Consider the following 26,105-nt stretch of genomic DNA (forward strand, 5'->3'; position numbering starts at 1 on the left):
TCACTCGCTGCGCCGGGCGGCGAAGAATTCCCTGAGTAGCCGTGAGGCGCGGGAGGCCAGCACGCCGCCGACCACCTCGACGCGGTGGTTGTACCAGGGCTGGGCGAAGAGGTTGGCCTTCGATTCCACCATGCCGGTGCGCGGCTCGGCGGCGCCATAGACCACCCGCGCCAGTCGGGCATGGATGATCGCCCCGGTGCACATCAAGCAGGGCTCCAGGGTCACGTGGAGAGTGCAGCCGTCTAGGCGATAGTTGCCTAGCCTCGCACCGGCATCGCGCAGGGCGCGAATCTCGGCGTGGGCGCTGGGGTCATGGCCGGAAACGGGCGCGTTGTAGCCGACGCCGACGATCTCGCCGCCGGCATCCACCACCACCGCCCCCACCGGCACCTCCCCGGCGGCAAGCCCGAGCCGGGCCTGGTCAAGCGCCCGGTGCATGTAGAACTCATCGCTGCGCAACGCCCTCGACTCCATGTAGACTGGGATAAAACACCCGTATGACTGGCCCGGTGTGGCCAAGGCTGCCTTCGGAGATTGCACCCATGCCCAACTCCCTCGATACCCTGGTAGGGCTGCTGGCCCTCGAGCCCCTGGAGGAGGCCCTGTTCCGCGGCGCCAGCCAGGACCTGGGCCTGCCCCAGCTATTCGGCGGCCAGGTGCTGGGGCAGGCGCTGTCGGCGGCCAGCCAGACCGTAGCGCCAGAGCGCCGCGCCCACTCGCTCCACGGCTACTTCCTGCGCCCGGGGGATCCCCACCACCCGGTAGTCTATCAGGTGGATGCCGTGCGCGACGGCGGCAGCTTCACCACCCGCCGGGTCACCGCCATCCAGAAGGGCCGGCCGATCTTCTTCTGCAGCGCCTCCTTCCACGGCGAGGAGTCGGGCTTCGAGCACCAGACGGCCATGCCAGAGGTGGAATCTCCCGAGCGCCTGGCCGAACAGGGTGCGCGCCTGGTGCGCTTCGACAGCCACCCCATCGAGTTCCTGCTGGCCGGCGAGGAGAGTCAGGCCGGTCAGCCGGCCCACAAACGGGTCTGGTTCCGCCTGGCCGGCGAACTGCCCGACGACCCGGCCCTGCATCGCCACCTGCTGGCCTACAGCTCCGATTTCAACCTGCTGACCACGGCCCTGGTGCCCCACGGCCTCGATTACCGCGACCCCAAGCTGCAGATCGCCAGCCTCGACCACGCGCTGTGGTTTCACCACGATGCCCGGGTCAACGACTGGCTGCTCTACGACATGGACACCCCCTGGGCCGGCGGCGCCCGCGGCTTCACCCGCGGCAGCATCTATGACCGTCACGGCCGCCTGGTGGCATCCTCCGCCCAGGAGGGTCTCACCCGGCTACGCAAGCCCGCCGGGGACTAGGCGAAACGCCGCAGCAACGCTACCATCGTCCCCAGCGCCGCAATAGCTCAGTTGGCAGAGCAGCGCATTCGTAATGCGCAGGTCGGAGGTTCGAATCCTCTTTGCGGCACCAGACCCGATCGTCGCCACACCAGCAACAACGTCGCATGCACTAGATCCCATGAATACCGGGGAGAAGCCCAGCCGAAATCGCCTAACCTCTCTCGCCCGGGCTCGCTTGGACCCGGCGTTGCTCTGAGCGACTAAGGGGTTCCGACCGATAAGGATTCCGATCAATAATGAAAGTACCCGCAGGCAACCCCGGCCTGAGAGGAGGAACAATCGATGAAGCCTACCCTATGGCTTGTCCTGGCCACGCTAGCCGTGATGGTTCCAGATCTATCGTCGGGGATGGCGCGACAGACACAAGTCATTCAACAGGACATAAAGCAGATGATTCAAATCAACATCTCTGGCACGCACGGCACACGCTACAGCGGCAGTCTGACTATCCATAACAATAGTGAGTCAGATACTTACCCGCTGGACGGCTCGGTACCCACACAGCTGGAATATCCCGGGGAGGGAGTGACTCTGGAGATTACTGTGCAGAGCGAAGGCAGCCTCGCACTTGAAGTTCGCCAGGGCGGCAACCTCAGCACCTCACGCGCCGAGGGCGTTGGCAGCGTGATGCAGCTATCCGTGCGCTAAACGCTCCGCCGATAACCACTTCACCTTAGGAAACTTTCGCTACAAGGTTATCCCGAGGCCAGTTATTTTTGTGGTGCGCCATGTTTGGTGCACCAAAAATAACTGGCCTCACCCGAAGGTGAGGCCAGCTTTCATATTGCTCTTGCTTTACCAGTATTACTGGACGATACGAGCAGTATTCCCGCCACCATGTTGCTGAGAGGTGGCAACATTTTTGAAGCCTTGCTGGATGTGGGTAGCATTGTTGCTCATCCAGCTCATCGGCCCTGCGGCTGCTTGAGTGATCTTGGAGACGTTGAAAGCCCCCTGCTGATCTACGCTGGCAATATCATTCCAGCCTGACTGGTCGACCTTTGAGTAGTTCTTGGTGCCTTTCTGGCTCACATCGGCATCGTTATTGAAGCCACTCTGCGTAGTCTTGGCAACGTTGGCGAAGCCGGACTGGTCGATTGTGGAGCTATCGTAGTAGCCTGACTGGTTGACAGAGGCATAGTTATAACCTGCGAACCAACCATCACCACTCTGGCTGATGTCAGATGAGTTCTTGCTACCGGACTGGTCCACATCAGCATTTTGATGATGGCCGCGCTGCTCGATATCGGAGCTGTTGCCAAAGTGGCTCTGGGTTACGGTAGCTTGCTGATAGCTGCCACGCTGATCGACCGCAGAGCGGTTCATCATGCCGTTCTGCCAGACGTCGGCATCATTGCGGCTACCATTTTGTGCCACGCTGGAACTGTTGCCAGCACCAAACTGATGAACGGTCGCAGTGTTACGACTGCCTCGCTGGTCACTACTGGACTTATTAAACCAGCCGTCCTGAAAATGATAAGCAGAGTTGCTGGAGCCGCGCTGATCTACCTGGACATCATTGCCTGTACCAAACTGGTCGGTCACCGCGTTGTGACGGTCACCCCGCTGAACAATGTCACTGGTATTCTTGACACCGTCCTGCCAGATATCGGCGTAGTGACGCATGCCGCTTGTTTGATCAACGGATGCATCATTGCCCCAGCCTTTCTGATAGGTAATGGCTTCGTTAACATCCGCCATGGCATAGCCTGAAGACATGGCAATTGCAGCTGCAATCAAAGTCACCTTGAGTTTCATGATCAATCCCCTTCATTTCGGCCTGGCATTACGGTTGTTGTGTCTTGCCAGGTGAGTTGTAGGAAGTCACTCGATTGGTGAATGACTCCGTCGTATCAGGCATCCATGCGTGATTAGTACTGGATTACCTGGATTGCTGCATGGCCGCGGGAAAACTGCGTTACCTCCACCGGGTTCCCGCGAGAATTACCAAGCTGCACAAGATTTACATTTCCCTTTATTCCATGCTGTTTAACACTGGCTTCCTTGCCATAACCCGACTGCAGGATGCTGGCATCATGCCCGATCCCTGCTTGGGTGATTCTGGCGTCAAGACCCAAGCCTGACTGAAGTATTCTGGCGTCGTTACCAATACCGTATTGCGTGCTAAGGGCCTGGTTACTCGAGCCAATCTGAACAGTGGTTGCGTTGTTTCTGGCACCTGACTGAAAGATTCCTGCATCGTTATTCTGGCCCGCCTGGTAGGTACTAGCCTGATTTCCTTTTCCTTGAAACTGGCTGCCGACCACCAGCTCGGACGCCTGATGAATGTCGTAGGCCTGGACACTGGAAGCCAAGGCAATGGCAGCCGTCAGGGTGAGGAGTTTGGTGATCTTCATCGCAAGGCCCTTCCTTGTTAACTATGGTTACATACTAGACACATACAGATACCAATCCATCGTGATTTAGCATGAAATGGTTTCATGGATTTTCTGGTTATTGCTTTGATTCAAGAACTAGATTAGCCCCAACACAGCCCTAACAGATCTAATGATCATGCCTATTAAATCTAATGATTATGCAGTAAAACTTTGATTTTTTGATGGGTGCTAAAAAGCGCCTGCCAGTTGCCTGGCAGGCGCTAGAGGATCAACTCAGCTAAAAGATTTGTTGTTGAATATGAAGCTCTCCGATTTATAGCATCGGAACTTCGGCTTCACGATAGGCGACAAAAACATCATTATCAATATCTTCCGGGTTTTGCAGGTTCCACAGCCCTCTATCGATCCCCTGAGTTATCATGTGAATCACTGCGGACTCGACGGCAGACATGACAGCCATCTGAACCGGCTCATTATGAGTATAACCCGCCTCGGCCTCCAGAAGGCGCCGGAAACTGACGAAGCGATACACGCCGGCACGTACCTCGTGGGAATAGATGGTCTTGCTGGTTGTGACGTTACCGAGTACTTCACCGCTCGCTATATCGACGGCGCGCAGGTTCACGGTAACCTGATCGACCTGGTATTGAGTCGACCCACCAATACCAAAGTATTCGGCACCCACACCACCCGTCTTCATATTGGAATCGTAGGCGATGATCCCACCCTCGAGCAGCACCCGTGCAGCATTCAAGGACGACAGTTCATGTTCCCTGCCCATGCGTTCAAGGTTCGCGCGGATGATACGCCGTTCCGTCAACAGGTTCTGAAGACCTACACGTTCCAGAGGTGTGAACCATCCCGAATCGGCCAGTGCCGAACTCAGCATGGCGGCCCCGCCCTGTGTCACTGCCGTCGAGAACGTGCTGGCCGGTGAAGGACGGTACTGGCCTGTCTGGTCCCGGAAGTCATAAACGGCGGCAAGAATGGGGGCGCTGGGTCTGGGCAAGCTGACCAGATCCGTGTAAGTGCCCGTTCGCGGTGTCAGGGTGGCGGGTGCCCCCTCGAGGTGATCGTAGGAGGTGACCACGCTGGCGCACCCGCTCAACGTCAAGATACCCGCTACACATAGTGTCGTGATCAGCTTCATCATTCTGCTCCCTTTCCCTTGTTCTCGGTGTCAGAACTGTGCCGAAGTCTGCCCGAGGTTGACGGTCGTCTGTTCTCCCGTGCGTCGATCCAGGATGTTCATACGGAACCCCCCTCCACCCAGACTCTCCACTCGCACCCTGAGAGTGGCACTCTCGATCAAACTGGTTCTACCAGGTTCACCTTCGACTGCATCGGTGATAGCGTCACTGACAAGAGTGTTTCTCAAGTCCTGAAGGAACAGGTCAGTCTCGCTGAAGCTACCGAAGTCAGGCATATCAGGATCCTTGTTTGTATCCTGACCCTGGGCTTTGTTTAGCAAGTAGTTTCCGACGAGAGGATCGCCACCGAACGAAGGATTGATTGGGCGGTAAATCAACTCGCCGGCGCTGACATGAGCTGTGGAAACAAGCATGCAGCCAGTTACGGAGATGGCTGTAAATATTTTCTTGTACATATTTCACTCCTTACATAACTCTTGGTTTCAGATTTCTTCATCAGCCAAGTCAGGGTCATTTTCCAGCGCTTGCATGATGGTACGCTGTATGACCAAGTTCTCGACCTGTTCGATGGCGATTTCAACGTAATCATCGATCTCGCTCAATCTCGGGGGCATGGTGGCTTCGAAAATGATTCTGTTACCTTCCGTAATCCATATCTGACTTCCCCAACGAGCCGATGGCCGCTCATGAATAGCCAGGTTGGCATTGCCAATAACGGGCCTATCCAGGCTCAATTGGCTGAATTGCCTGAAGAAGGTTTTTCCGGTCATGGTGATAGTGCGATCCACGATGACCCCGGAAATCCCCGGCTCACCAAGACTGAACTGCCTGCTCAACTCCTCCTCTGCCTGCCCCGGCTCTTCCACGATGCCGCGTTGGTCTGCCACACTTTCCTCGGGAGACTGTTGGTCTTCCACATTCATCCTTGGGGCACTCTCCAACTCCGTGGCCTGGGCGGTGAATACTAGCCCGGCTGTTGGAAGAAGCAGACAGAGCAACGTGGCATTGACTACCGAGCAAGATCGTTGCCACATATTTTTTCTCCCCTACGAAGTTTAGAGTGAAAATGCGGGGGTGGAGCGCCGAGATTCTGCCTTGCCCAATTAACAGCTTGGGTGCGATTGTGAACATCGATCTTCTTGAAGATATTGTAGAGATGGGATTTCACCGTATGCTCACTGACAAATAGACGGTCAGCAATCTGCATGTTGGAAGCTCCCGAGCCTAGCAGCCCGATAATCTCGAGTTCACGCTGAGTCAAACCACAGGCGGGGCGATATGAGTTAAACGACTGCTTACGAAATAACTCTATCAGGCGTGTCATCAGCGACCTAGACATCCATAGATGCCCTTCCAGGAGCCGACCGATCCCCTTGCAGATCATGTCTAGGGAATCAGTGCGGTAGAAAACCCCTGAAAAATGCATGTGCGATAACAGCTCGGCAGCATGTTGCTCATCCCTGATATTCAGTGCCGCAACACAAATCTCGTCGTTGCCGGCAAGCCGCTCCTGCCAGTTCTGCATGCAACTCTCACTCACATGGTCGACATCAATGAGTACTACTGACACGTCATCTCCAATGCTTGCTTCATGATCACTCGGAGACAACAATGAGACATGGCAGTCAATATTATTGTTTATGTAGTCGATGAAAAGCACTGACTGAGGATTATGCTCCGTCACGAACGCCCCCCCATTCCTTAGATTCATAGTCTCCTCCTGACTAACCAGGCTCCAACCAGCGCCTTGTTTGCTGTTGCTGAAATTGGAAGAAAGCATGAGCCGGAATCTGGTTTTTGTAAAGGTTTGTTACCGTATGTATTTTATGGTCACACAAAGCATTAGAAAACCACAACTCAAATTATTATATTAAAATCAATATCTTATGAAGAAATCAAAATTTCTATTGCTGCCAATTCCTTTTTTGGGCGCGCCGGACTCCCTGTCAGCCTGACGCCGATGAAGATCCGTTCCGAGCTTGGATGACCTATCAGGTGGTCCGAAGAATGGGGTCCACTTCACCCATGGGTCAGGAACTGGCCATCAGGCCTACGGGGCGGCTCCGGGCCAGAGGGGCCTGGGGCCTGGGGCCTGGGGCCTGGGGCCTGGGGCCTGGGGCCTGGGGCCTGGGGCCTGGGGCCTGGGGCCTGGGGCCTGGGGCCTGGGGCCTGGGGCCTGGGGCCTGGGGCCTGGGGCCTGGGGCCTGGGGCCTGGGGCCTGGGGCCTGGGGCCTGGGGCCTGGGGCCTGGGGCCTGGGGCCTGGGGCCTGGGGCCTGGGGCCTGGGGCCTGGGGCCTGGGGCCTGGGGCCTGGGGCCTGGGGCCTGGGGCCTGGGGCCTGGGGCCTGGGGCCTGGGGCCTGGGGCCTGGGGCCTGGGGCCTGGGGCCTGGGGCCTGGGGCCTGGGGCCTGGGGCCTGGGGCCTGGGGCCTGGGGCCTGGGGCCTGGGGCCTGGGGCCTGGGGCCTGGGGCCTGGGGCCTGGGGCCTGGGGCCTGGGGCCTGGGGCCTGGGGCCTGGGGCCTGGGGCCTGGGGCCTGGGGCCTGGGGCCTGGGGCCTGGGGCCTGGGGCCTGGGGCCTGGGGCCTGGGGCCTGGGGCCTGGGGCCTGGGGCCTGGGGCCTGGGGCCTGGGGCCTGGGGCCTGGGGCCTGGGGCCTGGGGCCTGGGGCCTGGGGCCTGGGGCCTGGGGCCTGGGGCCTGGGGCCTGGGGCCTGGGGCCTGGGGCCTGGGGCCTGGGGCCTGGGGCCTGGGGCCTGGGGCCTGGGGCCTGGGGCCTGGGGCCTGGGGCCTGGGGCCTGGGGCCTGGGGCCTGGGGCCTGGGGCCTGGGGCCTGGGGCCTGGGGCCTGGGGCCTGGGGCCTGGGGCCTGGGGCCTGGGGCCTGGGGCCTGGGGCCTGGGGCCTGGGGCCTGGGGCCTGGGGCCTGGGGCCTGGGGCCTGGGGCCTGGGGCCTGGGGCCTGGGGCCTGGGAGGGATGCTATGTGCGCTACCGAACAGATGCTGCGTATCTCTGTGCCTAGGATAGATGAGAAAAAAAGCCTAGGATAAATGAGAAAAAACCAACGCCGGGTCAATCAAGTGCCCAGCGACAACATGTAGTTGTCCATCCTTTGGGCTGCATGCCTATCAATTTTTTCAGGATTTCTCTCATCCATGAGCCCATCTTCTGATCCGCGTGAGAATCTCATTCTAGCTGCCTTGCCGTTAGACGAATACCAGCGACTGGAGCCTCTCCTCGAGCAGGTCAATTCGAAGCTGGGGGATACGCTGTCCGAATCGGGCGAGCTGATGCACTACGTCTATTTTCCGACGGACTCCATCGTATCGCTACTCTGCGAAATGGAAGATGGAGATCAGACAGAGGTAGCCGTCGTCGGTGCCGAGGGTGTCATCGGCGTCTCGCTGTTCATGGGCGGCGACACCACACCGAGCCGTGCCATCGTGCGCAATGCCGGCAGCACCTATCGCCTCAAAGCGGCACTGCTGAAGTCCGAGTTCGATCGTGCGGGCCCCCTTCAGGATCTGCTGCTGCGTTACACCCAGTCATTACTCACTCAAATGTCGCAAATTTCGGTGTGCAATCGGCATCACGGCCTGGATCAGCAACTGTGTCGCTGGCTGTTGCTGAGCCTGGATCGCATGCCAACCGACGAGTTGATCATGACTCATGAGCTCATCGCCAACTTGATTGGCGTGCGTCGTGAAAGCATCACCATATCAGCCGGCAAGCTGCAGAAGGCCGGCCTTATTTCCTGCAGCCGCGGGCGTATCAACTTTCTGGACAGGCCCGGCCTGGAAGAGAGGTGCTGTGAGTGCTACGAGGCTATCGCGGAGGAGTATCAGCGTCTGATGTCCTATCGTCGCCCCCCTCGGGACAAGGGGATCGGTGATGAGACTCCTCCCCACGCTACTCCTTCTCACGCGGCATCTCCCAACATGGCATGATCGAACCTGGTGACAGTACCCAGGGAACAATGAAAACGGCCACCTCGGCGAATCGCCGCGGTGGCCGTTTTTTCATTGTCGACCTTACAGGCTCCATCCAGATTCCAACATCAGGAAGTCGTCAGCCAGTGTCGATCACTGAACTCGCCCAGCCTGGGTTTGCCCAGTTTTGCGTTTTCCCAGCGTAAGGTACCAGGATGATTTCGGCTCACCTCCAGTAGCCCCCGGGCTCAGCGCGACCGCGCATAGCGCCAGGCCCACGCAAGCAAGGAAGATTCGCGCGCCAGGCGAATCCTGGGCTGTAATCGCCAGGAACAAGACTATCGTTCCAAGCACAAGGGCAAAGATGGATTTCATAACACTTCCTGATGACACATGTCGGTCAACTATCACGTCGGCCCGAGACTCTACCGACTCAGGACAACACCCGGCCACCAAACAGCTGGCCATTTGAATTCGATTTCTTCACAGCTACCATTGTTCGAGTGCGATATCTCTTGGAATCAACACCTCGCCACTATCAAAAATTGTTCTTCCTGATACATCATAAGTGCCTTACATCAATAGACAAACGACTACTAATGCAACTGAAAAAATCAGTCAAGATAGGCAGCAATTGCGCGTATACAAGACAGTTGAATTCGCGCTCGCTCGCCCCAGAACTCAAGGACTTCAGCATCAAATGAATTAGATTTAAGCATCGTGATTTTCATTAACATTACTCTTTATAGGGTTGCATCATCACACCTTTTTACCAGGGCGCTACGTCCTGATCCAAAGGCATGTCAGTTGTCATGCTTGCGCTGATAGTGAACCTTAATGCACGCCCTCACTGTGCGCTGGCAAACGAAACGTTACGAAATCGCCAGAAGTCCAGGCTACGATCGTGAGCTCAAGGCGTGCAGCCCTTTACCCAGGCACTGGACGACGTGCGCAAGAACCAGCGCCGCGAGAAAGGCCATCCCAACGCCCTGCGCTAGGCGGTGCTGAAGAACCCGGATAACGGTAACCTGATGGCCAAGCTGCTGGCCGCCCTGCAAGAACGGGTCCCCGATCAGCGCGCTACCGCCGATGTCTGGGTGATCAAGGAGAAGCTGCGGTGGATTCAGAAAGCGCCGACGCCGCGTGCGGCCCGATGGCGCATGACGAACTACCTCAAGGTGATGCGGGAAGCGGTCAGTCGCGACTCGGCCACCAGCCCTGCTTGAGGCTAGTCAAGGCCTTGACTACGCCGACCACCACCAGCCCTGCCATGATGCCGATCGCGGCATTGAGCGCGGTGGTGCTGAGAGGACCGAGGATCACGCCGGCACTGGGCAGGTCGGCGGCGAAGTGGGCCAGCGCCTCGACACCGTGATCCACGACGGGCAGCCCATGCACGAGTATGCCGCCGCCGACCATGAACATCGCCGCGGTCCCAACCACCGACAGCGTCTTCATCAGGTAGGGAGCGGCGTACACGATTCCCTTTCCCACGGCCTGGCCCAGCGCCGAGCGCTGCGCGCTGAGATAGAGGCCAAGATCGTCGAGCTTGACGATGCCGGCGACCAGGCCGTAGACGCCAATGGTCATGATCAGCGCGATCCCGGCGACCACCAGCACCTGTTGGATGAAGTCGGCCCCCGCCACGGTGCCCAGCGTGATGGCGATGATCTCTGCAGAAAGGATGAAGTCTGTACGCACGGCACCTTTGATCTTGGCTTGCTCGAACGCCACCATGTCCACGTTCGGGTCGGCCAGTGCCTTTGCGTACTGTTCATGGCTGGCTGTGTCTTGCGGGGCATCGTGGAAGAAGATGTGCAGCAGCTTTTCCGCTCCCTCGAAGCACAGGAAGGCCCCGCCCACCATCAGCAAGGGGGTCACCGCCCAGGGGGCGATCACGCTGATCAGCAGCGCCGCCGGCACCAGGATCAACTTGTTGCGAAACGATCCCTTGGCCACCGCCCAGACCACCGGCAGCTCGCGGTTGGCCTTGACGCCGGTGACCTGCTGCGCGTTCAGCGCCAGGTCGTCACCCAATACCCCGGCCGTTTTTTTGGCGGCCACCTTGGTCATCAACGAGACGTCATCGAGTATCGAGGCGATATCATCGATCAGGGCCAGTAAGCTTGCGCCTGCCACGGCTGTTCTTCCTTGTGAGGTTGCGTCGTTTGACGGCCAGCCACAGAGTGACCGAGTCTGTCTCAGCTTGGCACAGCTTGATAGCGAGGAGGCGCTGCCGTTGTCGCTTCCCATCGTGACCCCATCCCGCGGTCCCTTACGCTATGTCTCGCCCCCGGTTAAAGGGGGAGATAACCGCCCAGCCATGGATCTGGGAGCTAACCGATGCACGTCCGGAAGACATGAACGGGCCCTGTCAAGCTGCCAAGCCCCCTCAGGCCTCGAGTCCCGGCGCGCGACGGCGCGGAGAGGGCATCGGCACCTCGGTGGAGAGTTCTAGCTCGACGATTTCGCCCCGCTGCCAGGCCCGCAGCCCCGCCGGCTCTCCCTCAGGGGTATCACGCACCAGTTCCAGGAAATGCAGCGGGCTGTCCGGGATCTCGCCGTTCACCTCTAACAGCATCGCCCCTGGGACCAGCCCGGCCTCGGCGGCCTCGCCGCTCACGTCACTGACTAGAACCCCGGCGCGGTCCGGCAGCCCCAGCGCCTCGCGCAGGTCGTCATCCAACGGGGTCACGGTGATGCCCAGGGCCACCACCACCTGGTCGTCGAAGCCCTGGTACTCGATCTGGCGCGCCGCCTCCAGCACCTCGGGGGCCACATGGATGCTGGCGCCGACGGTCAGCGCCAGGGCGATGGCGTCGCTGGGGCGACTGTCGATGCGCAGCGGCGTATCGCGGCCGGGCAGCGTCAGCTCCAGCATACCCAGGAAGGTGCTGTCGGCGAGGGCATCCACATAGACCCGGGCCAGCGCCGCCTCGGTCCCCGCCAGCACATCGCCGAGCAGCTCATGGGTGAGTGGCCGGGACGGCCGTTCACCGGTCAGGGCGCGCAGGATGGCGCGAGCCTCGGTCACGCCGATGTAGATAGGAATCACCTCCCGGGCACCGGGTTCGCGCAGCAGCACCACCGGCACGCCGGCCATGCCCGACATGCCCGACATGCCCGACATGCCCACGGTGGCCACTTCGACCTCAACCATCGCCTCCGGCGGCACGGCCAGTTCCCGAGACTGGGCGGGCAGCGCCCAGGCCAGCAGCAGGGCCAGGCAGGGGACCAGCAGGCGCGCCGACTTCGACCGTGAATCATTCATATCAGGACTCCTCGACGGTGGCGGCCGCGGCCCGGCCACGGCAGACTGGGTGTCACGTCAGGATGGCAGCCCCGGCGCTCCGCCGCCATCCTGCCAGGGTGCTGCTCAACCCGTCCTGACCCGCATCAGCTCGCTCCAGCGGGTGGTGTAGCGCGGCGTGCGCCGCTCGCAGCGAAGCGCCCAGGCGTTGCCCTGGCGGGGCAGGCCGAAGCGCACCATATCGCGCCCCATCTCGCGGTTGAGCCGGTCCAGGGTGGCCATCAGCCGCTGGCTGCGCCCGCGGCGGGTCTCGTCGTCAGGGGTCTCCAGCAGCGAAGGCTGAAGGCACTCGGCGTCCACCAGGTCGAGCAGCATCACGCCGCACTTCTGGTAGCGATACCCATCGAGGAAGATGGCCGCCAGGGCGCGGCGGGCCGCCGCCAGCAACTCCCGGCTATCGGCGCTGGGGCTGGGCAGTGCCACCAGGGCGGCGTTGCGGTACTGGGGCTCGCCGGCCAGGAAGGGGTGGGTGCGCACGAACACCTGCACCGCCCGGGCCAGGCTGCCCTGGCGACGCAGCTTCTCGCCGGCCCGGGCGGCGTGCTGGCGGATCGCCGCCTCCAGCTCATGGCGCTCGCCGGTGAGCCGGCCGAAGGAGCGCGACACCAGCAGGCGCCGGCGCGGTTCACTCATCTCCTCGAGCACGATGGCCGAGCGGCCGCGCAGCTCCCAGACAAGGCGCTCCATCACCACCGAGAAGCGGCTGCGCACCCAGCGCGGGTCGGCCTGGCGCAGCTCCCAGGCGGTAGTGATACCCATCAGCGCCAGCCGCTCGGCGCTGCGCCGGGCCACGCCCCATAGATCCTCCACCGGGCAGGCGGCCAGCGTCCGACGGGTGGCCTCATCGTCGGCATCCAACCGGCAGACCCCCTCGTAGGCCGACTCGCGCTTGGCCAGGCGATTGGCCAGCTTCGCCAGCACCCGGGTCGGCGCCAGCCCCACCCCCACCGGGATGCCGGTCCATCGCCCCACGGTCTCGCGAAGCCTACGGCAGTGGGCCTCCAGCGCCTCGTCGGGAAAGCCGTCGAAGCCCACGAAGCTCTCATCGATGGAGTAGGGCTCCACGTCCGGCGAGAACTCCGCCAGCACCTGGTTGACCCGTCGCGACATGTCGCCGTAGAGGGCATAGTTGCTGGAGAGCAGCACCGCCTGGCGGCGCACGGCGGGCGGCAGCAGGTGCAGGGGCGCGCCCATGGCCACGCCCAGCGCCTTGAGCTCCTGGGAGCGCGCCACCACACAGCCGTCGTTGTTGGAGAGTACCCCCACCGGCCGCCCCGCCAGACGAGGGTCGAAGGCCCGCTCGCAGCTCACGTAGAAGTTGTTGCCGTCAACCAAGGCGATCATGGTGTGCGCCCCAGCAGGTCATGCACCACATGGGTGACTACGCCCCACACCTCGCACTCGCGCCCGGCCAGGGGAATCGGTGCGAAGTGCGGGTTACTGGCCACCAGCCACACCGCCGCGCCGCGCCGCTCCAGGCGCTTGACGGTGGGCTCCCCCTCCAGGGCGATGACGATCACCCGGCCGGGCAGCGGCTCCAGACTGCGGTCCACCACCAGCAGGTCCCCGTGGTGGATGCCGTCGCCGAGCATGGAATCGCCTTCGGCGCGCACGAAGTAGGTGGCCGCCGGGCGCTTCACCACGTGGGCGTGCAGGTCAATCTCGGCGTCCAGGTGATCGTCGGCGGGGCTGGGAAAGCCGGCCCGCACCCGACAGCCCATGAGCGGGCGCGGCGGCCCGGCCCCCTCGCCGGCGGCCCGACCGATGACACGGACCCTCGTTCGGTGAGAGAGCGGCATGGGCACCTCCGATAGATACTGTTGTTCTATACAGTATCAGGCAGAGAGAAACGCTTGGCAACCGCCTCGTCCCTCGCTCAACGGAACGGCGTGCTAACGTAGCGTCAGGGCGCCAGAGAGCGCCATACACGACAATAACCATCACAACAGCAACGACAATAACAACGCACGCCGAGAGGTCTCCCGCCATGGAACGCCGCACCCATCCGCTGCTTACCGACCGTCCCTTCACCCCCATGGGCAAGGTGGTCTCCGCCCGGGAGGCAGTGGAGCTGATCCGCGATGGCGATGCCGTGGCCACCGGCGGCTTCGTCGGCATCGGCTTCGCCGAGCACCTGGCGGTGGCCCTGGAGGCGCGTTTCCTGGAGAGCGGCGGACCCCGCGACCTGACCCTGATGTATGCCGCCGGCCAGGGCGACGGCAAGACCCGCGGGCTGAATCATTTCGGCCATGAAGGGCTGGTGGCCAAAGTGATCGGTGGCCACTGGGGGCTGGTACCGGCGCTGCAGACGCTGGCCATCGAGGGGCACATCCAGGCGTGGAACCTGCCCCAAGGGGTGATCTCCCACCTGTTCCGCGACATCGCCGCCGGCAAACCCGGCACCCTGACCCGGGTGGGGCTCGGCACCTTCGTCGACCCGCGCCTGGAAGGCGGACGGATCAACGCCATCAGCACCGAGGAGCGGGTGCGGCTGATGACGATCGACGACGAGGAGTACCTCTTCTACCCGGCGCTGCCGCTGCAGGTGGCGCTGCTGCGCGGCACGACCGCCGATACCCTGGGCAACGTGACCATGGAGCGCGAGGCGCTGGTGCTGGAGGCGCTGGCCATCGCCACCGCAGTGCACAACTCCGGGGGCCTGGTGATCGTACAGGTGGAGCGGCTGGCCGAGCCCGGCACCCTGCACCCCAAGGCGGTGCGGATCCCCGGGGTGCTGGTCGACTGCGTGGTGATCTGCGACGAGCCCGAACACCACTGGCAGACCTTCCGCACCCCCTACAACCCGGCCTACTCCGGCGAGATCAGGGCACCCATGGCCGCGCCGGGGCCCATGGCCCTCTCGGCGCGCAAGATCATCGCGCGGCGCGCCGCCTTCGAACTGGCGCCCAACAGCGTGGTGAACCTGGGCATCGGCATGCCGGAGGGGATCGGTGCGGTGGCCAGTGAAGAGCGGGTGCTGGAACTGGTGACGCTGACCGCCGAACCCGGGGTGATCGGCGGCCTGCCCGCGGGTGGGCTGGACTTCGGTGCCGCCCACAACACCCAGGCCATCATCGACCAGCCCGCCCAGTTCGACTTCTACGACGGCGGCGGCCTGGACATCGCCTTCCTGGGCATGGCCCAGGCCGACGCCGCCGGCAACGTCAACGTCTCGCGCTTCGGGACCCGCCTGGCCGGCGCCGGTGGCTTCATCAATATCAGCCAGAACGCCCGCCGCGTGGTATTCATGGGCACCTTCACGGCCTGTCGGGAGGAGCTCGCGGTGATCGACGGCGCCCTGCGCCTGCCCGCGGGCGGCCACCCCAAGTTCGTCGCCGAGGTGGAGCAGCGCACCTTCAGCGGTGAGCTGGCCGCCGCCGACGGCAAGCCGGTGCTCTACGTGACCGAGCGCTGCGTGTTCGAACTGACCCCGGAAGGCCTCGCCCTCGTCGAGATCGCCCCGGGGGTGGAAATCGAGCGCGACATCCTGGCCCAGATGGGCTTCACGCCGCGGATGCCCGAACCGCCGCAGGCGATGGACCCGCGCATCTTCCTCGAGGCGCCCATGGGCCTGCGCGAGACGCTGCTCGAGCGCCCGCTGGCCCGGCGTTTCCATCTGGATGCCGCAGGTGAGGTGCTGTTCATCGACTTCGAAAACCTGCAGATCACCACCCTGGACGACGTCGAGGCCATCGAGCGGGAGGTGGAGGCGCGGCTCGCCTCGCTCGGCCGGCGGATTAGTGCGGTGGTCAACTACGACCACTGCCGCATCGACGACGCGGTGCTGGGCGCCTATACCGCGATGGTGCGCGGCCTGGAGACGCGCTTCTATACCCGGGTGACCCGCTACACCACCAGCGGCTTCATGCGCCGCAAGCTGGGCCATGCCCTGGAGGCGCGGGCCGTGGCCCCGCACATCTACCAGAGCGCCGCCGAGGCCGAGGCCCACCTACACGACGGCGATGGCTGACCCCTCGCCTCAGCCCTCGAGCTAGAGGTCCTCCACCGGCACCGGCCGCCCGAACAGGTAGCCCTGCAGGACCCGGCAGCCATGCGCCACCAGCCAGACTCGCTGCGGCGAACTCTCCACCCCCTCGGCGACCACTTCCAGCTGCAGGCTCTGGGCCAGGGCGAGGGTACTGGCGACGATCGCCTCGCTGGCCTCGTCCTCCAGCAGGTCACGCACGAAGGACTGGTCTATCTTGAGCTGGTCCAGCGGCAGCCGCTTGAGATAGGCCAGCGACGAGTAGCCGGTACCGAAGTCGTCCAGCGCAAAGCGCACGCCCCGCTCGCGGAGCTCCAGCATGCGGCGGCGCGCCTCGTCACGGGCCTCGAGCAGCAGGCTCTCGGTCACCTCAAGCTTGAGGAGGCAGGCCGGGGCGCCGGTCGCTTCGAGAATCTCCAGCACGCGCTTGACGAAATCCGGCTCGCGGAACTGCCGCGGGCTGACGTTGACGGAGAGGCTCAGCGCGGCCCTCGCCGGGTCCTCGGTCCAGGCCGCCAACTGCCGGCAGGCGGTCTCCAGCACCCAGTGGCCGATCGGCACGATCAGCCGGTTCTCCTCGGCCAAGGGGATGAACTCGCCGGGCGAGACCAGGCCACGCACCGGGTGCTGCCAGCGCAGCAGGGCCTCGACCCCGATGACGGCGCCTCGCTCATCCACCTGAGGCTGATAGTGCAGGCGCAATTCACCGTTGGGCAGCGCCTGGCGCAGGTCCGCCTCGAGCCGCGCGCGGGCCTGCAGGCGCACCTGCATCTCGGGGTCGAAGAAGGCCAGGGCGTTGCGACCCGCCGCCTTGGCCTGGAACAGCGCCATGTCGGCCTGCTGCAGGATCTCGTCGAGGGTGGCCTCGTGGCCCCGGTAGAGGGTCAGGCCGATGCTTATCGATACGCTGAGGGACTCCTCGCCCAGTCGCAGCGGCGCCTGCATCACCGCCAGCAGCTTGTTGGCGACCCGCTCGGCGATCACCGCCACCTCCTCCACGTCGCCCCTCAGGTCGTACAGCAGCACGGCGAACTCGTCACTGCCCAGCCGGGCCACCGTATCGGTATCGCGCAGCACCCCCTCGAGCCGATGGGCCACCTCCTGGAGCAACTGATCGCCGGCATGATGACCAAGGGTGTCGTTGACCTGCTTGAAGTGGTCCAGGTCGAGGAACAGCAGCGCGCCAAACTTGCCGCTGCGGTAGCTGTCCTTGAGCGCCACCTCCAGGCGATCGAGCATCAGGCGCCGGTTGGGCAGGCCGGTGAGCGGGTCGAAGAAGGCCAGCTGGTGGATCTCCTTCTCGGCCGCCTTGCGCTCGGTGAGGTCGCTGAAGGTCGCCACGAAGTGGGTCGTCTTCCCGGCGGCATTGCGCACCGCGGAGAGGGTGAGCCACTCCGGGAACACCTCGCCGTTCTTGCGTCGGTTCCAGACCTCCCCCTGCCAGCTGTCGGTGCGCAGCACGCCGCGCCAGAGGCGACGATAGAAGGCCTCGTCATGCAGCCCCGACGACAGCAGCCGCGGATTTCTGCCCACCACCTCGGCCTCGGTATAGCCGGTGATGCGCGTGAAGGTGTCATTGACCTTGAGGATGCGGCTGTCGCGATCGGTGATCAGCATGCCCAGATGCGTCTCGAAGGCCGTGGCGGCGATGCGCAGCTGGGCCTCGGTGGCGCGCTCCTCGGTGACGTCGCGCACCACCGCCAGGGCACCGCCGGGCGCCTCCCCCTGAGCCTCCTCTTGTGCCTCGCCCGGGACCAGCAGCGGGCTCAGCACCGAATGGTACTGGCGCGGTTTCCCGCCGATGTGAAGCGTGTAGTCATACTCCACCGGCTTGCCGCTCTGACGCAGCGTCTGGAAGGCCTCATCGAGCTGGGCGGCCATGGCGGGCGGCAGCACCTCGCAGTAGGGGCGCTGCAGGGCCGTGGCGGCATCGGCCAGCAGCTCGTCGGGGTCGGGGGCGTGGATATAGGTGAAGCGCCCCTCGCCATCGAAGACGAAGATCATGTCCCGGATCGAGCCCACCAGTGTCTGCAGCCGCGCTTCGCCGGCTCGGGCGTCGCGTCGAGCCAGCTCGCGCTCCCGGACCTGCTGACGGACCTCCTCCTCCAGGCGCAGTCGATTGAGGTAATGGCGCAGCGCCAGCCAGCCGAGCCCCATGACCGCAAGCCCGATCAGGATCCGGACCCACAGGCGATACATCCAGCCGCCGAGCAGGATCGACGCCTTCTCGCCCACCACCACCACGAAGGGAAGACCATTGATTCGCCGCAGGGTGTAGATCCGCTCGTCGCCATCCAGCGGCGAGGCGGTGCGCAGATGTACCCGGGCCTCACCGCTCTCGATGAAGGCCTCGGTCTGGGGCTCGTCGATCGTCACCCCGAGGGCCGCCAGGGGCTCGTCATCGTCGAGACGAGGGTGCCGGGCAATCAGGTGCATCTCGGTGTCGATGATGGCGATGCTCTGCCCTCGCGCCAGGCTCAGCCGCTCCAGGGCCTGGCCGAACACGCCGGGGTCGAGCTCCACCATGGCCAGCCCCTGGCCGTCGGGCAGCCGTCGGGCATGCACCACGAGATGGCGAGCCGCCAGGGCCGACCAGAATAGCGGTGTCACCCACCCGGAGAGCTCAGGCCGCGATTCAAAGGCGCTGTGGAACGGCAGGCCCGACATGTCGAAGCCCTGGGGATAGAGCGAACTGGAAGAGGCGAGAATGCGTCCCTCGGGACCGACGAGATTGACCTCGTCGACCAGGTCCAGGCGCTGGCGATGCTGGATCAGGAAGTCTTCTACCATTGCCGGGTCCAGCGGCTCACCGAACAGGCGCTGCCGCCAGGGCGGCTGCAGCTGCTCGGATACGTCCGACAGGAGGAAATCGCTGGCAGAGAAGGTGCTGCCGACCCATTCGGCGACCAGGTCGGCCCGCGCCGCGGTCCGCTCACGGGCGGCCTGCATGTCACGCTGGTATTGATCGAACATGAAGCCGGCCAGCGAGCCGAACAGCACCAGCATGCCCACCACGTAGAGGGCAATGGCGACCCGGCGATCCTTCCGAACGCGGCGGCCAGCCAACTCGTCGCCGGGGGTGACAGGCTCTGGCTTCAATCGGCATTCCTTTCGAATTGGAGCAGGATTTTGCGGGCATTGTAACGGTTAGGCGGAACCTGTGCTGATTTGGCAACAGCTAAATTCACGCTGCCTCAAGGAGGCTGACTACCGGGCGGGGAATACCCCATGGCAATCGCCTCGCGCACCGTCCACCCTGAGAGAACCAGCTGACAGCGCCGCCGGGACCTGCTGACATGGACGACGTCTCCAGCCAGTTCATCGCCGCCAACCAGACCGCCATCCAGCTCGCGGTGGCGCTGCTGCTGGGCGCGCTGATCGGCATCGAGCGGGGCTGGGTGGCGCGTGAGCAGAAGTCCGGCGAGCGCATCGATGCCGCCACCGCGGTGCTGGGTATCGTCATCGCCGCGGCGGTAAACAACCTGGTGAAGGCCGGCCTGGCGGCCGGCTTCGGCACACCGCGGACGGCCTGGCGGTTGGGGATGCCGATGCTGGCGTCCCTGGCTGCGGGGCTGGCACTGGCCTGGCTGGCATGAGCCGAGGGACCCGCAGCGTCTGCTCGGGCTCTCCTCGGCCTTCTTCCTCTACGAGTCCTCGTAGGGACGCGCCAGGATCTCGTCAGGCTCATGGCGGCCGAGGATCTCCTCGACCTCTGGCTTTGAGGTATCGGGCACGATCACCTTGACCTCGTTGGTGTCCTTGTCAAAGTAGAGCTTCTCCCGGGGATACCCCTCCGAGATCAGCTCGTCATAGGCGTTGATCGCCTTGTCGGCACTGCCATAGGCGGCCGTGACTGTCTGTGTCATGACACCCTCCTGAACTGGGGATAGAGTCACCGGCGCTACCAGGCACCGGGAAGCGGCAAGGGAAGCCCCCACCTGATCACAGTGTAGTCATAGCTCCTCGCGAATCACTGACCTTGCCGGCGGCGGGCGACAACAACGCCATCGATATCCACACCAATGAAGCCGCCGGACTGTCGGTGCCAAAGGGCGGCATAGAGGCCATCGCGAGCCAGGAGCTCTCGGTGGGTCCCACTCTCGACGATGCGCCCCTCGTCAATTACCACCAGGCGGTCGAGCATGGCGATGGTGGAGAGCCGGTGGGCGATGGCGATCACCGTCTTGCCCGCCATCAGCGCGTAGAGCTGCTCCTGGATTGCCGCCTCCACCTCGGAGTCGAGCGCCGAGGTGGCCTCGTCGAGCACCAGGATGGGCGCGTTCTTGAGCAGCACCCGGGCGATGGCGATGCGCTGGCGCTGGCCACCGGAGAGCTTGACCCCACGCTCGCCGACGTGGGCATCCAGGCCGCGACGCCCCTGCAGGTCGATCAGGTCATCGATGAAGGCGTCGGCGTGGGCGCGGCGCACCGCCTCGCGAATGGCCTCCTCACTGGCATCAACGCTGCCGTAGCGAATGTTGTCGCGCACCGAGCGGTGCAGCAGGGAGGTGTCCTGGGTGACCATGCCGATCCGGCGGCGCAGCGACTCCTGGGTAACGCCGGCGATGTCCTGGCCGTCGATCAGGATGCGCCCTCCTTCCAGGTCGTAGAAGCGCAGCAGCAGGTTGGCGAGCGTCGACTTGCCGGCGCCGGAGCGGCCGATCAGCCCCACCTTCTCGCCCGGGGCGATGGTCAGGTCCAGGCCGTCGAAGATGCGCTTTTCCTCGCCATCGGGACGCCCATAGCCGAAGCGCAGCGCCTCGAAGCGGATCTCGCCGCGGGGTACAGCGAGGGCCCCGGCATCGGGGGCGTCGGTCACCGCCGGCTCCCGGGCGATGGTGTTGATGCCGTCCTGCACCGTGCCGATATTCTCGAACAGGCTCGCGACCTCCCAGAGGATCCAGTTGGACATGAAGCGGATGCGCATCACCAGGGCAATGGCCACGGCGATGGCGCCCAGCGAGATCGCCTCGAAGTACCAGGCGCCGATGGCCATGGCCGCCACGCCGGCCAGCAGCAGCGAGTTGAGCAGGGTCAGGCTCACGGTGAGGCCGGTAGCCAGGCGCATCTGGCGATGCACTGTGGTCATGAACGGCTCCATGGCATCGCGGGCGTAGGCCTGCTCGCGGCGGGTGTCGGCGAACAGCTTGATGGTCTGGATGTTGCTGTAGCTATCGACGATGCGCCCGGTCATCACCGCCCGGGCATCGGCCTGGGCCATGGAGACCCGGCGCAGGCGCGGCACGAAGACCCACATGATGGCGATATAGCCGGCAAGCCACACCACCAGCGGCAGCATCAGCCAGGGTTCGGCCATGCCCATCAGCAGCATGGCACCGACAAAGTAGACGATCACATAGACCATCAGGTCCATCAGTTTCATCACCGTCTCGCGCACTGCCAGCGCCGTCTGCATCACCTTCTGGGAGACCCGTCCCGCGAACTCGTCCTGATAGAAGGCCAGGCTCTGGCCCAGCATGTGACGGTGCGCCAGCCAGCGCCCGATCATCGGGTAGTTGCCGAAGATGCTCTGGTGGGTCACCAGCGCCTGCAGCAGGGTCAGCAGCGGCAGGACGATGACCACCAGCGCGGCCATGCCGGCCAGCCGCCAGCCGTACTCGGCGAAGAAGCCCGCGCGCTCGGCACTCGACAGCCAGTCCACCAACTCACCCAGGTAGCCGAAAAAGACCACCTCCGCCGCCGAGACCAGGGCGGTGAGCAGCGACATGGCGATGAGCAGGGGCAGCACCGGGCGCGAGAAATGCAGGATGAAGGCGAAGAGCCCCCTGGGCGGCGTACCGCGAACATCCTCCGGATAGGGGTCCACCAGGGTCTCGAAGTAGCGCAGCAGCGGGCGAAACATGGCGATCTCGGCTGAGTGTGATCGGCCCATGATACGCCGGCAACTGCCTCGGCGCTGCCGGCGCGGTAGCCGGGCGTATCACTCGGGTCAGCCAGGTCTAACCGGACGCTCAGGCCAGCCGCTCGGCCAACTGCCAGTCGTTGTCGGTGATCGGCACGCCGCCCTGGGGGGTGACCCTGACGGTATCGCTCAGGCCGATGCCCCACTCCCCCGGCAGTCGCAGGCAGAGCGGCAGGTGAAAGACCATGTCGGCGGCGAATTCCCGCTGCTGGCCGCGAGCGATGTAGCCGGTGCCCTCGACCCAGCTGGGCGGAAATTGGGCCCCCACCGCGTAACCGAAAACCCCCGAGAAGAACAGCCGCTCGGCATGGGGGGCGAGCACCGTCTCGGCGGCCCGGGCGGCATCATCGAAGGTGCGCCCCGGGCGCATTTCGGCCAGCAATGCCTCGAAGATCCCCCGGCAGAGGTCGCGGACCTGCTGCATCTCGCGGCTGGCCCGGCCCGCCACGGCGGTCCGCATCATCGGCGCGGTATAGCGCTGGAAGGCAGAGCCGAACTCCAGGAACACCGGTTCGTCCCGCCCGATAGGGATGCGCTTGTGGTTGACGTGGATGATGCTGATGCGCCGTCCGGCGGTAACGATGGGCTGCAGGCTCATGAACTCGCTGCCCGCCGCCAGCATGGCCCGGGCGCCCTCGGCGGCGACCTCGTTGTCGGTGACGCCTGGGGCGATCATCGCCTCGGCGGCACGCAGGCCCACGGAGGTGATCCGCGCGCTCTCGCGCAGGCAGTCGAGCTCCGCCGGCGTCTTGACGAGGCGAATGGCGTCAAGCAGCGCCCCGCCATCGTCGCGAAAGCGATCGGCGCCGAGCCGCGCCTGCAGATCGCGAATCACCCCAAAACGCAGCCCGGCCCCGAAGAGGTCGAGACCGATATGGCGATAGGGGGCCAGCGTCTCCGCCAGAGGCGCGATCACCTCGTCGATGCCCTCCCAGCGATAGCCCAGTATCTCGTCCACCGCGGCGGTGACCACCGCCGGGCCGGTCTCGATGGAGGGCACCTGCAGCACAAGCCGCTCGGCGCAAACCACCAGGGCCGTGTGCACCGAGACCTCGAAGGTGTGGTAGCCGGTCAGGTAAAAGATGTCGGCGGGGTCGGTCAGCAGCAGCGCCTCGAGGCCGGCATCGCGCATCGCGGCTCGCACCCGGGCGAGGCGGGACGCGAACTCCTCCCGGGCGAAGGGCTGCTCGGTTCGCTCGAGGTGTTCGGCCAGGGCATGACGGTAGGCGTGGTGATCCATGGGCACTCTCCATGTGGTGGGCGGGTGGCGGGGCGGTGGTGGTCGAGTCAGGGGTCGAACGCCGAAGTTCGGGGCTACCGGCAGTGTAGCCCCGGCCCGGCGCTGGCCGCGGCAAGGGCACGAAAATATCCCTGTTCGCCTCCGGCCCGGTTTCGTAGAATTCCGCCACATGTTGAACGCCACAGGACAACGATATGGGTAGGGCCTTCCAGAACCGCAAGGAATCCATGGCCAAGACGGCCAACGCCAAGACCAAGGTCTACAGCAAGTACGGCCGCGAGATCTACGTGGTCGCCAAGCAGGGCGGCACCGACCCCGCCGGCAACCTGAGCCTGCGTGGCCTGATCGAGCGCGCCAAGAAGGACCAGGTGCCCTCTCACGTCATCGACAAGGCGCTGGACAAGGCCAGCGGCGTGGGTGGCGAGGACTTCTCTCCGGCACGCTATGAGGGCTTCGGGCCGGGCAACGTGATGGTCATCGTCGATTGCCTGACCGACAACCCCAACCGCACCTTCGGCGACGTGCGCGCCTGCTTCACCAAGACCAAGAGCAAGATCGGCACCCCGGGCACCGTGAGCCACACGTTCGACCACTGCGCCATCCTGGCCTTCAAGGGCGACGACGAGGAGGCCACTCTGGAGGCGCTGATGGAGGCTGATGTCGACGTCACCGACATCGAGAACGAGGAGGGTCTCATCACCGTCTTCGCACCCCACACCGAGTACGCCAAGGCCAAGCAAGCGCTGATCGATGCCTTCGGTGAGCTCGACTTCGAAGTCGACGAAATCCAGTTCGTCCCCCAGACCACCGCGCTCATCGAGGGCGACGACGTGACGATGTTCGAGAAGTTTCTCGACATGCTCAACGAGCTGGACGACGTGCAGAACGTCTTCCACAACGCCGAGCTCCCCTGACCCTTACCCCACCCCTCGACTCAGATGGCCGGCCATGTGACCGGCCATCTGAGTCGAGGGGTGGGTAGCACCGTCTGCCGGAGTCACTCGCGGGCGCCGACAGGAATCATCAGGTGCTGATAGTCGGTGCCCTTCCACATCAGATAGGGTCCCCCGTTATGCGGATCGGTGGGGAAGGCGTCGAGCAACCCGGCAGGTGCAATGAGCATCAGGTGGGGCCCCTCCTTGATCCACTCGTTGTCTTCCGTGGGGCCTTCGGCGTAGGGGTCGACGTTGCTGGCCCCCTCGTCACCGGCCAGCATGTAGGCGATGCCGATGGAATCGGCCTCGAACGGCTCCCGGTTCTGCCAGGCCATGCCCCACTCCATCCAGACCGGGTCGAGACACATCGGCGCCGTACCCACCATGGTCGGCGGCGTCGCCATGCAGGTGTAGCCGTTGTCACCTTCCTTCAGCGTGGTGCCTTCCCAATCGAGGACCTTCGCCCCCTCGACCATCCCTGGCCAGGCGGCCTCCAGGGCATCGTTCTGGGCCTGGGTGTCGGCCAGCAGAGGCATCGTCCCTGCTACCGATAACAAAAGCCCGGCCAGGCCAGCCACGGAAGGGCAACGTCTCAACCGTCCGCCCGCTCTTCCGGCACCTTTCACACCATAGTGAATTTCCACAGGACTCCCCTCCGTTCAGGAGGGTCGGCCGTCTTCGCTTCACGCGACACGTTCCCTGACGGTCGAACCTCGTCTACCGACAGCACTGCCTGCCGCGAAACACCTCGGCATCATCTGAAGTCAAGTCGATGATGACGCATTCCACAAAGGTCGTCGGGGAAAATCAGTCGAGGTAAGGATGGGTTCCACACGCGGGGATGAGGCAATCACCACCGACACATGGCGTAAGCGCAGCTGCACGCTCCTCGGGTCATGGATCGTAGTCGCCAGGCTCAGGCACCGGCCACCCCCAGGCGCAGCCAGAGCCAGAAGGCCATCGCCAGTGAGTAGAGCGCCGTCAGGCCCAGCAATGCATTGAGCGCCGCGCCGTCACGACGCTGCATCTCCCGCACCAGGCCCAGCGCCGCCAGGCCAGTGATTCCCCATGCCCCCCAGGCCCAGACCGGCATCCAAAGCGGCAGTGTGACCGCCAAGGGACCCGCCGTCAGGAGTCCAAACAATCGGCGAGTTGCGCTCGGGCCCATGCGAACCGCCAGGGTGATCTTGCCGGCCCGGGCATCGGTATGACGATCGCGCAGGTTGTTGACCACCAGGATGGCGGCCACCGGCAGGCCCACCAGCACGCCGGCCGCCACCGCCTGCGGAGTGATCGGGCTGTGCTGGGCAAGCTGGCCGCCGAGCACCGCCACCGGGCCGAAGAAGAGCCATACTGCGACTTCACCCAGCCCCAGGTTGGCGTAGGGTCGCCGCCCGCCGCTATAGCCGAGCACGCCGAGCAGCGCCAGGCCGCCCGGCACCCACAGCAGCCAGTGGCCAAACAGCACGAGCCACAGCCCCGTCACCACGGCAACGCCCAGGGTCACGGCGAGACCAGCACGCAGCTCCCTGGCACTGAGCCACCCCGCCTGCAGGGCACGGGTGGGTCCCAGGCGGTCGGGCTGGTCGACACCGGAGAGGCCATCGAAGAGATCATTGGCCAGGTTCACCGCCAGCTGCAGCGACAGCGCGCAGAGTAGACAGAGCAGCGCCGTGAGCCAGGCGAAGTATCCCGGCACCACCAGCGCCTGGCCCAGCAGCACCGGCCCTACCGCCGCCGGAAGCGTTCGCGGGCGCAGCGTCTGCCCCCAGATGGACGCCTTGCGGCTTACCGCCGTGGTCACTGTCTTCTTCACCGAAAGTGCTACCTCCCTTCGCCGCAACCCATGACTTGGGGCATACTCTGTGATGTATCCCCTTTGCCTGCAAGG

Annotated in this window: 24 protein-coding genes and 1 tRNA gene; 8 read left to right on the plus strand and 17 right to left on the minus strand. The window is 64.1% G+C overall.

Translation table 11 applies throughout. The features are described 5' to 3' along the window. The gene (tadA, locus tag ACR80S_RS04650; RefSeq protein ID WP_435402666.1) at positions 1–459 is read right to left on the minus strand and encodes a tRNA adenosine(34) deaminase TadA; all 459 of its coding nucleotides are present in this window, start codon (positions 457–459) and stop codon (positions 1–3) included. Between the two features lie 83 nt (positions 460–542). Here tadA and ACR80S_RS04655 point away from each other — a divergent pair, with 83 nt between their 5' ends. From ACR80S_RS04655 to ACR80S_RS04665, 3 genes are all read left to right on the plus strand, one after another. Further along, on the plus strand, positions 543–1,367 hold the full coding sequence (locus ACR80S_RS04655; protein ID WP_435399348.1) for an acyl-CoA thioesterase: 825 nt from the start codon (positions 543–545) through the stop codon (positions 1,365–1,367). A gap of 36 nt (positions 1,368–1,403) precedes the next feature. Beyond that, positions 1,404–1,479 (plus strand) — tRNA-Thr (locus ACR80S_RS04660). 212 nt (positions 1,480–1,691) lie between these two features. Then, positions 1,692–2,057, plus strand: coding sequence for a hypothetical protein (locus ACR80S_RS04665; protein ID WP_435399349.1), 366 nt, complete (start codon positions 1,692–1,694; stop codon positions 2,055–2,057). A 156-nt stretch (positions 2,058–2,213) separates the two neighbouring features. On the opposite strand, the gene ACR80S_RS04670 is transcribed toward ACR80S_RS04665, so the two are convergent. From ACR80S_RS04670 to ACR80S_RS04695, 6 genes are all read right to left on the minus strand, one after another. Next, positions 2,214–3,167: a hypothetical protein gene (locus ACR80S_RS04670; RefSeq protein ID WP_435399350.1), complete on the minus strand. Its 954-nt coding sequence runs from the start codon at positions 3,165–3,167 to the stop codon at positions 2,214–2,216. Positions 3,168–3,280: 113 nt separating this feature from the next. Continuing rightward, positions 3,281–3,766, minus strand: coding sequence for a hypothetical protein (locus tag ACR80S_RS04675; protein WP_435399351.1), 486 nt, complete (start codon positions 3,764–3,766; stop codon positions 3,281–3,283). A 295-nt stretch (positions 3,767–4,061) separates the two neighbouring features. Further along, positions 4,062–4,898 (minus strand): CsgG/HfaB family protein, encoded by an 837-nt coding sequence (locus ACR80S_RS04680; protein WP_435402667.1) that lies wholly within the window; start codon positions 4,896–4,898, stop codon positions 4,062–4,064. Between the two features lie 30 nt (positions 4,899–4,928). Next, positions 4,929–5,354 (minus strand): curli assembly protein CsgF, encoded by a 426-nt coding sequence (locus ACR80S_RS04685; RefSeq protein ID WP_435399353.1) that lies wholly within the window; start codon positions 5,352–5,354, stop codon positions 4,929–4,931. Between the two features lie 27 nt (positions 5,355–5,381). Next, entirely contained in the window at positions 5,382–5,822 is a 441-nt protein-coding gene (locus tag ACR80S_RS04690; protein ID WP_435399354.1) for a CsgE family curli-type amyloid fiber assembly protein, read from the minus strand. A gap of 86 nt (positions 5,823–5,908) precedes the next feature. After that, positions 5,909–6,610: a LuxR C-terminal-related transcriptional regulator gene (locus ACR80S_RS04695; protein WP_435402668.1), complete on the minus strand. Its 702-nt coding sequence runs from the start codon at positions 6,608–6,610 to the stop codon at positions 5,909–5,911. A gap of 1,437 nt (positions 6,611–8,047) precedes the next feature. On the opposite strand from ACR80S_RS04695, the gene ACR80S_RS04700 reads away from it, so the two are divergent. Both ACR80S_RS04700 and ACR80S_RS04705 read left to right on the plus strand, forming a co-directional pair. After that, positions 8,048–8,839 (plus strand): Crp/Fnr family transcriptional regulator, encoded by a 792-nt coding sequence (locus ACR80S_RS04700; protein ID WP_435399356.1) that lies wholly within the window; start codon positions 8,048–8,050, stop codon positions 8,837–8,839. A 1,013-nt stretch (positions 8,840–9,852) separates the two neighbouring features. Next, complete coding sequence (locus ACR80S_RS04705; RefSeq protein ID WP_435402669.1) at positions 9,853–10,047, plus strand: hypothetical protein; 195 nt, start codon at positions 9,853–9,855, stop codon at positions 10,045–10,047. Here ACR80S_RS04705 and ACR80S_RS04710 read toward each other — a convergent pair. The 4 genes from ACR80S_RS04710 to ACR80S_RS04725 all read right to left on the minus strand — a co-directional run bounded on the left by ACR80S_RS04710 (position 10,016) and on the right by ACR80S_RS04725 (position 13,930). After that, entirely contained in the window at positions 10,016–10,960 is a 945-nt protein-coding gene (locus tag ACR80S_RS04710; RefSeq protein ID WP_435399544.1) for a DUF808 domain-containing protein, read from the minus strand. The genes ACR80S_RS04705 and ACR80S_RS04710 overlap by 32 nt on opposite strands. A 253-nt stretch (positions 10,961–11,213) precedes the next feature. Next, positions 11,214–12,092 carry a bifunctional nuclease family protein gene (locus tag ACR80S_RS04715; RefSeq protein WP_435402670.1) on the minus strand — a complete coding sequence of 293 codons (879 nt, stop codon included), beginning with the start codon at positions 12,090–12,092 and terminating at the stop codon, positions 11,214–11,216. Between the two features lie 105 nt (positions 12,093–12,197). Next, complete coding sequence (locus tag ACR80S_RS04720; protein WP_435402671.1) at positions 12,198–13,475, minus strand: Y-family DNA polymerase; 1,278 nt, start codon at positions 13,473–13,475, stop codon at positions 12,198–12,200. Then, on the minus strand, positions 13,472–13,930 hold the full coding sequence (locus tag ACR80S_RS04725) for a LexA family protein (protein WP_435402672.1): 459 nt from the start codon (positions 13,928–13,930) through the stop codon (positions 13,472–13,474). The genes ACR80S_RS04720 and ACR80S_RS04725 overlap by 4 nt, the downstream gene beginning before the upstream one ends. Positions 13,931–14,118: 188 nt before the next feature. Between ACR80S_RS04725 and ACR80S_RS04730 the strand changes: the two genes are divergently transcribed. Beyond that, complete coding sequence (locus tag ACR80S_RS04730) at positions 14,119–16,101, plus strand: acyl CoA:acetate/3-ketoacid CoA transferase (protein ID WP_435402673.1); 1,983 nt, start codon at positions 14,119–14,121, stop codon at positions 16,099–16,101. Between the two features lie 21 nt (positions 16,102–16,122). On the opposite strand, the gene ACR80S_RS04735 is transcribed toward ACR80S_RS04730, so the two are convergent. Next, positions 16,123–19,215, minus strand: coding sequence for an EAL domain-containing protein (locus ACR80S_RS04735; RefSeq protein WP_435402674.1), 3,093 nt, complete (start codon positions 19,213–19,215; stop codon positions 16,123–16,125). 197 nt (positions 19,216–19,412) lie between these two features. Between ACR80S_RS04735 and ACR80S_RS04740 the strand changes: the two genes are divergently transcribed. Beyond that, on the plus strand, positions 19,413–19,712 hold the full coding sequence (locus ACR80S_RS04740; protein ID WP_435402675.1) for a hypothetical protein: 300 nt from the start codon (positions 19,413–19,415) through the stop codon (positions 19,710–19,712). A gap of 48 nt (positions 19,713–19,760) precedes the next feature. On the opposite strand, the gene ACR80S_RS04745 is transcribed toward ACR80S_RS04740, so the two are convergent. From ACR80S_RS04745 to ACR80S_RS04755, 3 genes are all read right to left on the minus strand, one after another. Next, the gene (locus ACR80S_RS04745; RefSeq protein WP_435399364.1) at positions 19,761–19,982 is read right to left on the minus strand and encodes a hypothetical protein; all 222 of its coding nucleotides are present in this window, start codon (positions 19,980–19,982) and stop codon (positions 19,761–19,763) included. Between the two features lie 104 nt (positions 19,983–20,086). Continuing rightward, positions 20,087–21,979 carry an ABC transporter ATP-binding protein gene (locus ACR80S_RS04750; RefSeq protein ID WP_435399365.1) on the minus strand — a complete coding sequence of 631 codons (1,893 nt, stop codon included), beginning with the start codon at positions 21,977–21,979 and terminating at the stop codon, positions 20,087–20,089. Positions 21,980–22,088: 109 nt separating this feature from the next. After that, complete coding sequence (locus ACR80S_RS04755; RefSeq protein WP_435399366.1) at positions 22,089–23,279, minus strand: M24 family metallopeptidase; 1,191 nt, start codon at positions 23,277–23,279, stop codon at positions 22,089–22,091. A gap of 194 nt (positions 23,280–23,473) precedes the next feature. Between ACR80S_RS04755 and ACR80S_RS04760 the strand changes: the two genes are divergently transcribed. Next, on the plus strand, positions 23,474–24,193 hold the full coding sequence (locus tag ACR80S_RS04760) for a YebC/PmpR family DNA-binding transcriptional regulator (protein ID WP_435399367.1): 720 nt from the start codon (positions 23,474–23,476) through the stop codon (positions 24,191–24,193). Between the two features lie 83 nt (positions 24,194–24,276). Here ACR80S_RS04760 and ACR80S_RS04765 read toward each other — a convergent pair whose 3' ends face one another. Together ACR80S_RS04765 and menA are read right to left on the minus strand one after the other, a co-directional pair. Further along, positions 24,277–24,750, minus strand: a complete 474-nt coding sequence (locus ACR80S_RS04765) for a hypothetical protein (RefSeq protein WP_435399368.1) — start codon at positions 24,748–24,750, stop codon at positions 24,277–24,279. 380 nt (positions 24,751–25,130) lie between these two features. Next, positions 25,131–26,030, minus strand: coding sequence for a 1,4-dihydroxy-2-naphthoate octaprenyltransferase (gene menA, locus ACR80S_RS04770; RefSeq protein ID WP_435402676.1), 900 nt, complete (start codon positions 26,028–26,030; stop codon positions 25,131–25,133). Positions 26,031–26,105 lie beyond the last annotated feature (75 nt).

Origin of the sequence: Halomonas salsilacus (assembly GCF_051216275.1) — a bacterium.
Taxonomy (GTDB): domain Bacteria; phylum Pseudomonadota; class Gammaproteobacteria; order Pseudomonadales; family Halomonadaceae; genus Halomonas.

Bases quoted from the DNA above. Each gene is read 5' to 3' on its own strand.
- ACR80S_RS04655 (WP_435399348.1), top strand. From the start codon at position 543: ATGCCCAACTCCCTCGATACCCTGGTAGGGCTGCTGGCCCTCGAGCCC.
- ACR80S_RS04665 (WP_435399349.1), top strand. From the start codon at position 1,692: ATGAAGCCTACCCTATGGCTTGTCCTGGCCACGCTAGCCGTGATGGTT.
- ACR80S_RS04670 (WP_435399350.1), bottom strand. From the start codon at position 3,167: ATGAAACTCAAGGTGACTTTGATTGCAGCTGCAATTGCCATGTCTTCA.
- ACR80S_RS04675 (WP_435399351.1), bottom strand. From the start codon at position 3,766: ATGAAGATCACCAAACTCCTCACCCTGACGGCTGCCATTGCCTTGGCT.
- ACR80S_RS04680 (WP_435402667.1), bottom strand. From the start codon at position 4,898: ATGAAGCTGATCACGACACTATGTGTAGCGGGTATCTTGACGTTGAGC.
- ACR80S_RS04685 (WP_435399353.1), bottom strand. From the start codon at position 5,354: ATGTACAAGAAAATATTTACAGCCATCTCCGTAACTGGCTGCATGCTT.
- ACR80S_RS04690 (WP_435399354.1), bottom strand. From the start codon at position 5,822: ATGAATGTGGAAGACCAACAGTCTCCCGAGGAAAGTGTGGCAGACCAA.
- ACR80S_RS04695 (WP_435402668.1), bottom strand. From the start codon at position 6,610: ATGAATCTAAGGAATGGGGGGGCGTTCGTGACGGAGCATAATCCTCAG.
- ACR80S_RS04700 (WP_435399356.1), top strand. From the start codon at position 8,048: ATGAGCCCATCTTCTGATCCGCGTGAGAATCTCATTCTAGCTGCCTTG.
- ACR80S_RS04705 (WP_435402669.1), top strand. From the start codon at position 9,853: ATGGCCAAGCTGCTGGCCGCCCTGCAAGAACGGGTCCCCGATCAGCGC.
- ACR80S_RS04715 (WP_435402670.1), bottom strand. From the start codon at position 12,092: ATGAATGATTCACGGTCGAAGTCGGCGCGCCTGCTGGTCCCCTGCCTG.
- ACR80S_RS04720 (WP_435402671.1), bottom strand. From the start codon at position 13,475: ATGATCGCCTTGGTTGACGGCAACAACTTCTACGTGAGCTGCGAGCGG.
- ACR80S_RS04725 (WP_435402672.1), bottom strand. From the start codon at position 13,930: ATGCCGCTCTCTCACCGAACGAGGGTCCGTGTCATCGGTCGGGCCGCC.
- ACR80S_RS04730 (WP_435402673.1), top strand. From the start codon at position 14,119: ATGGAACGCCGCACCCATCCGCTGCTTACCGACCGTCCCTTCACCCCC.
- ACR80S_RS04740 (WP_435402675.1), top strand. From the start codon at position 19,413: ATGGACGACGTCTCCAGCCAGTTCATCGCCGCCAACCAGACCGCCATC.
- ACR80S_RS04745 (WP_435399364.1), bottom strand. From the start codon at position 19,982: ATGACACAGACAGTCACGGCCGCCTATGGCAGTGCCGACAAGGCGATC.
- ACR80S_RS04750 (WP_435399365.1), bottom strand. From the start codon at position 21,979: ATGTTTCGCCCGCTGCTGCGCTACTTCGAGACCCTGGTGGACCCCTAT.
- ACR80S_RS04755 (WP_435399366.1), bottom strand. From the start codon at position 23,279: ATGGATCACCACGCCTACCGTCATGCCCTGGCCGAACACCTCGAGCGA.
- ACR80S_RS04760 (WP_435399367.1), top strand. From the start codon at position 23,474: ATGGGTAGGGCCTTCCAGAACCGCAAGGAATCCATGGCCAAGACGGCC.
- ACR80S_RS04765 (WP_435399368.1), bottom strand. From the start codon at position 24,750: ATGCCTCTGCTGGCCGACACCCAGGCCCAGAACGATGCCCTGGAGGCC.